This window comes from Oleiphilus sp. HI0066 (assembly GCF_001635725.1).
Map to the genome: position 1 here is coordinate 1 of NZ_LWFH01000318.1, position 425 is coordinate 425.

1 protein-coding gene is annotated in these 425 nt (G+C 43.8%); it reads right to left on the reverse strand.

Translation table 11 applies throughout. The annotated features are described in order from the left end of the window. Positions 1–145: 145 nt before the first annotated feature. Positions 146–425: DUF3135 domain-containing protein (locus tag A3738_RS04670; RefSeq protein ID WP_068763394.1), on the reverse strand; the 280-nt coding region annotated here is incomplete at its 5' end.

The following is a 425-nucleotide window of genomic DNA, read 5'->3' on the forward strand; positions in this document are numbered from 1 at the left end:
GCCATGTTGGCCAAAATTTGGGTTTGAGGAAATTGGAGTAACGATGCTCTGGTTTGAGGTTTTGCATAAAGCCTAGCTTGTTTGTCCTAAAGTAACGCGCCTGAAATAGTATATTAAAGCGCGTTACGTTACTAAAGCTAAGCGTCTATTTTGTTCTTGACGGCGAAGTAAAAGATAAGACTTTCGCTTCGTGCTTAGTGCGCGATTTGAGGTAATCGTCTGGCTGGTTGAGTGCATAGCGCAGCTCTGCGATCGAATCATTCATCATTGATGAAATTTTCATGCATGCCTGCACTGGATTCTTACAACGCTTTCTCTCCATGTCGATCTGAAACTGGAGCCCTTGTAAGCGCTCTCTCATGTGCTTCGGAGCACCATTAATCACGGTTTCAATTGCATTTTTCCGAATGCTTTCGAGCTGTTCA